The following is a 6,304-nucleotide window of genomic DNA, read 5'->3' as shown; positions in this document are numbered from 1 at the left end:
CGAATTATCCATCGCACTTGATCCTAACCAACTAAAAGATAAAAACGTAACATCACAACAAGTATTAACAGTTTTACAAGGAAAAGAAACTTCCACTCCAGCCGGAGCAATTACCGTTAATAAGGAAGAATACAATCTTCGTGTCATCGGGGACATAAAAAATGTAAATGACATAAAAAACATCACCGTTACACCTCAAGTAAAATTACAAGATGTCGCTCAAATTGAACTAAAACAACATTACGATACAATCTCACACATAAACGGAGAAGAAGGAACAGGATTAGTCATCATGAAAGAGCCGAGTAAAAACGCGGTTGCAATTGGAAAAGAGATTGATAAAAAGATTAAAGATATAAGCAAGGAATATAAAGATCAATATTCTATTAAACTTTTAGCTTCAACTCATGAGCAAGTTGAAAATGCTGTTACTAGTATGGGAAAAGAAGTAATCCTTGGGGCCATTGCCGCAACTCTCATTATCTTAATCTTTTTACGTAGCTTTCGAACAACAATCATCGCTGTCGTCAGTATCCCATTATCTATCCTATTAACACTATTTTTACTCCACCAATCTAACATCACACTTAACATTTTAACTCTAGGTGGCTTAGCAGTTGCAGTTGGACGTCTCGTCGATGATAGTATCGTTGTCATCGAGAATATTTTCCGTCGTTTACAAAAAGAATCTTTCTCTAAAGATATTATTCTCGATGCAACAAAAGAGGTCGCCGTCGCAATTACCTCTTCTACTTTAACAACAGTCGCCGTTTTTTTACCTATTGGTCTCGTATCGGGAGTAATCGGAAAACTAATGTTACCTATGGTGTTAGCAGTTGTGTATTCTATACTTTCTTCCTTAATTGTGGCATTAACAGTCGTTCCACTTATGGCCTTTTTACTGCTCAAAAAAACAAAACGTCGCAATTCACATTCTTCACCGCGATATGTCGCTACATTAAAGTGGGCTCTTTCTCATAAGTTTATCATTCTACTCACTTCTTTTTTATTATTTGCAGGATCAATTGCAGCCTACATACTACTTCCGAAAGCGAACATAAAGTCCGAGGACGATACAATGCTTTCCGTTAATATGACATTTCCAGCTGATTATGATTCTGAAGCTAAAAAACAAAAAGCCTTTGATTTCGAAAAGAAACTCCTCTCTAATTCTGATGTAACAGATGTTATTTTGCGAATGGGATCTAGCGCAGAAGATGCACAATGGGGACAGACAACTCAAAACAATCTTGCAACTATATTTGTAGTCTTTAAAAAAGGATCTGACATCGACCAATATATTAAAGAATTAAAAAAGGAACATACAGCTTTCGAACCAGCTGAACTTGATTATATAAAAACGAGTTACTCTGACTCCGGCGGCGGAAACAACTTACAATTTAACGTAACAGCTACTAACGAAACAAATTTACAAAAGGCCGCTAACATCGTCGAAACAAAACTAAAAAGCATGGATTCTCTTTCCAAAGTAAAAACAAATATAGAAGAATCTAAAAAAGAATGGCAAATTCATATCGATCAAACAAAGGCTGAGCAACTAGGTTTAACACCAGAATTAGCAGCACAACAAGTATCATTCCTTATGAAGAAATCTCCTATTGGGGAAATCTCAATCAATAATGAAAAAACAACTATTATGATAGAACACAAAAAGGCATCCATTAACAAACAAGAAGATATTTTAAACACAAACATACTATCACCTATTAACGGACCAATTCCTTTAAAAGACATTGCAACTATTTCAGAAAAACATCTTCAAACGGAAATCTTCCATAAAGACGGGAAAGAAACGATTCAAATTACTGCAGCAGCTTCAAGTGAAGATTTAAGTAAAGTAAGCACAGAAGTAAACAAAGCGATAGCTGACTTAGATTTACCTAACGGGGCAAAAGTAAATATCGCAGGTGCTACTGAATCTATGCAAGAGAACTTCACTGATTTATTTAAAATTATGGGGATTGCAATCGGGATTGTATATTTAATTATGGTTATTACATTCGGGCAAGCACGCGCTCCTTTTGCAATTTTATTCTCCTTGCCATTAGCTGCTGTCGGAGGCATTTTAGGATTAATTATTTCCAGAACACCAGTTGATGTAAATTCCTTGATTGGCGCATTAATGTTAATCGGAATTGTCGTTACAAATGCTATTGTATTAATAGAAAGAGTCCAACAAAATCGAGAAAACGGTATGGAAACAAGAGAAGCACTATTAGAAGCCGGCTCCACTCGATTACGCCCAATTATTATGACAGCCATAACAACAATCGTCGCTATGCTACCACTTCTATTCGGCCAATCTCAGGCGGGCAGCATGGTATCAAAAAGTCTAGCTGTCGTTGTAATTGGCGGCTTAGCCGTTTCAACCGTTCTTACATTAGTAGTTGTTCCTGTTATGTATGAACTATTAGATAAAATCGGGAGAAAAAGGCGCTCCCGCAGAAAAATAAGTACTTCAACAGAAACACCTGATATTTAAACCAAAAGGCGTTATCTTCATAATTGAAGATAACGCCTTTTGTATTCCTCTACCTATCCATAAAGTGAAACTTTAATCAGTGGGGTTTTGTCCACCCCCCACTGATTATTAGCCCGCACCAATCGGGCGTTTACTGCCAGTTTAGCTCTCGTCTAACCTCTTTGCTCCAGCTGAATTTTGAGGTGGGAGTTTTACCTCCCACAAATAGCGGGATAAATATAATCCATCACTTTTTTACCATACTTCTCTAGTGGTTCTCCAGAATCCACAATAAGATATTCACCATGTAAAGGCCTTTTACTGCCAGACAGACATTTTTTAAATGCTACTTCTGATTCTACTTTTGTAATTTGACTTATCTTACGTTCGCGCGTTTGTAACCTACGATTAATTTCTTCTATATTATTAAGATAACATTCAATATATTTATATGTAGCACCATGTTTCTGACATAAATCTATTCCTTTTTTAACCATCCCTTCGTAGAGACATGGACTATCTAATATCACACTATGCTTTTGCTCCAACAAAAAATCGATCAGTTCCCACTCAATATCATAGGAGATCTTCCCAACCACTGTTGATTCTACACCTTTTTCCTTTAATGATTTTAATAAAGCTGATTTCACGACGTCATGATCTACAATAACAGCACCTGTTAATTTAGCGATATATTTAGAAAGTGTCGATTTCCCAGATCCAGGAAACCCCGACATTTGCAGAAAAAACACTTTCAAATCCCTCCCTATTTTCATCCGAATTTCTATATATCAAGTTACCTATTCGGTCACTCTTCTTCTTTTCCTGCCAACAACAAAATGACCATAAAAAACTCCCTGTTTTATAAACAGAGAGTTTTCATCTTCAACCTATGCCGCTTTTACCTTCTTCGTCGTTTTACTTTTTCTTTTCGTTCCTGTAAAACGTTTGTGTAATATAGACGCTACCAAGCGTGAAATAACATTGAATAGTAATACCATAATAATTAATACAGCTGCAGATTTTGTCGCAATCAACTTCGCATCCGGAATTACTCCTTCAGAATTTAACTTCCAAATGTGAACCGCTAATGTTTCAGCTGGTCTAAATGGATTTAAAGGATGCGAAGGACTTGAGAAGTCTGCTGCTGAATTTAAAATCGGAGATGTTAAACCCGCCGTGTAAATCAATGCTGCCGCTTCCCCGAATATACGACCCGCCGCTAAAATAATACCTGTAATAATTTGCGGTAATGATGACGGGATAATAATACGAGCGATCGTTTGCCACTTCGTTGCACCTAATCCAAGACTTGCCTCTTTTACATTATGAGGAACTTCTGAAATCGCATTTTCACAAACACGTGTTAAACCCGGTAAGTTTAAAATCGTTAAAGCAAGGGCACCACCCATTACTGTGTATCCCCAGCCCGTCATTGTAACGAACACTAACAAACCGAACAAACCAACAACAATAGAAGGTAAAGACGCCATTGTCTCGATACATAAACGAACAAAGTTTAAAAAACGTCCTTGTTTTGCATACTCTGCTAAATATATTCCAGCACCTAATCCAAGAGGAATTGATATAACAAGTGTTATAACAAGCATGTAGAAGGAGTTGAATAACTGCGGACCAATTCCACCACCAGCTCTTGTATTACTTGGTTCTCCGAATAAGAAACTAGGATCCCAAAATCCCCATCCCTTTTGCAGAATTTCAAACACTAAGAACACTAGCAAAGCTACAACTAAAGCCGCAACTGCATAAAAGATACCTGTCCAAACTTTATTTACCGTTCTTGCATTCATTATTATCGCTCACCTCTTTGCCCAATCGCTCGAATTACTAAAATAAACAGGAATGAAATAACAAGTAAAATCATCGCTAAAGTCCATAACGCATTGTTCCAAGCTGTTCCGTTCAATGTATTCGTCATATCCATTGTCAAAATACCCGTTAACGTTGCTGTCGGACTATATATTCCTTCTGGTAATTTAATCGTGTTCCCGATTACCATTTGAACCGCTAATGCTTCACCAAAAGCACGCGCTAAACCTAAAACTATACCTGTTAAAATCCCTTGTTTTGCAGCTGGAACAATCACTCGGCTAATCGCTTGCCATTTCGTTGATCCTAAACCGTAAGAAGCTTCCAAGTAATCAAATGGAACAGAGCGAATTGCATCAGAAGCGATACTAGCAATAGTAGGTAAAATCATAATACTTAGCACAATAATACCTGCAATTAAACTAAAACCTACTCCCCCAAACGAATCACGTAATAGCGGCACTAAAATCGTAACCCCTAATAATCCGTATACAACCGAAGGAATACCAACTAATAATTCTAAAACAGGCTTCAATACTTTATTTCCAAACTTCGGCGAAATTAAATTCATGAATATAGCAAGAGCTATAGCAATTGGCGCACTAATAATAACCGCACCTAACGAAACCACTGTTGAACCTACAATAAAAATCAAAGCCCCAAAGGTTCCTTCGTCAGCATTGGGATTCCATTTTGTCGATGTTAACATCTCAGTAAACGAGATACCACTTTGTGTAAAAGATTGAATACCTTTACCGCAAATAAACGCAATAATAGCTAATGTAATTAAAACAATAAAAATACCACAAAACGTAACAAGCGATCTTCCTATATATTCACTTTTTACGTAATTAATTTGTTTTTTCCCCTTCATCACAGGTCAGACCCCACTTCATAGATTGAAATGAACAGGACTGGCCTTGCAGCCAGCCCCATAAAATTTTATTACTTATTTAATTTAGACATTGGGATGTAACCCATATCTTCTACTTGCTTTTCAAAATCCTTACCTTTTACATAGTCAATGTAAGCTTTCGTTGCTTCTTTTGCCTCACCTTTTGTTACCATGTACTCGTAAGACCAGAATGGATATTTACCAGACGAAATGTTTTCAACTTTCGGTTCAGCACCATCAATTTTCACTGTTTGTAGTGCACCTTTTTTATCGCCAACCATGTAAGACATTGCTAAATAACTTACTGAGCCTGGCGTAGAATTGATTGCTTGCTCTACTGCACCGTTAGAATCTTGTGTTGTACCAGTTCCATCATTAATTTTCGCGTCTTTCATAACTGTCTTTTCAAATGTAGCACGTGTACCAGATGAAGCTGGACGGTTAATTACGTTGATTTTTTCATCTTTCCCGCCTACCTCTTTCCAGTTTGTTACTTTTCCAGTGAAGATATCTTGTACTTGTTGTACTGTTAAGTTATCAACTTTTACATCTTTATTTACGACAAGCGCGAATGCAATACCCGCAACCTTGTTATCTACTAATTCTTTCGCTTTTTCAGCATCTTTTATTTTATCTCCAGACGGAACATCTGAATTACCAATTTGTACTGCACCCGATGCTACTTGGTTAATCCCAGTTCCACTACCGCCACCTTGAACTTGAATAGAAACCTTTGAATTTTTCTCCATGAATTTCTTTCCAGCTTCCTCCGCAAGAGGTAGAAGAGCCGTAGAACCAGCCGCTGCAATCGTACCTGATAATTCTTGTTTTGCATCGCTACCTTTAGCAGCTTCCTTATTATCCGTACTTTCTGTTTTTCCACATCCAACTAATGCACCTGCAACAACTAAAGCCGCTAAAGAAAATTTAATACCCTTTTTCATAACCATGTCTTGTACCCCCATTTGGATTATCACTTTTCGAATTCATCTTCTTTCGAACACAAATTCATTGTAGGACAACAATATTATGTGAGTGTTAAGCAATTTTTAAGTTTAAGTAAATAGGGGTAACATCCCGCAAAAGCTAGACACTCC

At 37.1% G+C, this 6,304-nt stretch carries 5 protein-coding genes (1 of these 5 only partly in view); 1 reads left to right on the top strand and 4 read right to left on the bottom strand.

What is annotated here, in order from left to right; genetic code table 11:
- Positions 1-2,503, top strand: partial view of an efflux RND transporter permease subunit gene (locus LUS72_RS03660; protein WP_097832915.1) — the 3' portion only. The gene continues 542 nt to the left of window position 1, outside the view; only the last 2,503 of its 3,045 coding nucleotides appear in the window; its start codon lies off the left edge, out of view; the stop codon is at positions 2,501-2,503.
- A gap of 191 nt (positions 2,504-2,694) precedes the next feature.
- Here the strand turns inward: LUS72_RS03660 and LUS72_RS03655 are convergent, their stop codons facing one another.
- The 4 genes from LUS72_RS03655 to LUS72_RS03640 form a co-directional block, all read right to left on the bottom strand.
- Positions 2,695-3,234 (bottom strand): P-loop nucleotide/nucleoside kinase family protein, encoded by a 540-nt coding sequence (locus LUS72_RS03655; RefSeq protein ID WP_097832914.1) that lies wholly within the window; start codon positions 3,232-3,234, stop codon positions 2,695-2,697.
- Positions 3,235-3,372: 138 nt separating this feature from the next.
- Entirely contained in the window at positions 3,373-4,293 is a 921-nt protein-coding gene (gene pstA, locus LUS72_RS03650; protein ID WP_097832913.1) for a phosphate ABC transporter permease PstA, read from the bottom strand.
- A gap of 2 nt (positions 4,294-4,295) precedes the next feature.
- The gene (pstC, locus tag LUS72_RS03645; RefSeq protein ID WP_141533286.1) at positions 4,296-5,186 is read right to left on the bottom strand and encodes a phosphate ABC transporter permease subunit PstC; all 891 of its coding nucleotides are present in this window, start codon (positions 5,184-5,186) and stop codon (positions 4,296-4,298) included.
- Between the two features lie 71 nt (positions 5,187-5,257).
- Positions 5,258-6,157, bottom strand: a complete 900-nt coding sequence (locus LUS72_RS03640; protein ID WP_141533285.1) for a phosphate ABC transporter substrate-binding protein PstS family protein — start codon at positions 6,155-6,157, stop codon at positions 5,258-5,260.
- Positions 6,158-6,304: the final 147 nt, after the last annotated feature.

Source organism: Bacillus cereus (assembly GCF_025917685.1).
GTDB lineage: Bacteria > Bacillota > Bacilli > Bacillales > Bacillaceae_G > Bacillus_A > Bacillus_A cereus_AT.
The sequence above is the reverse complement of the archived record's forward strand: the minus strand, read 5'-3'. Positions and strand labels throughout refer to the sequence as shown.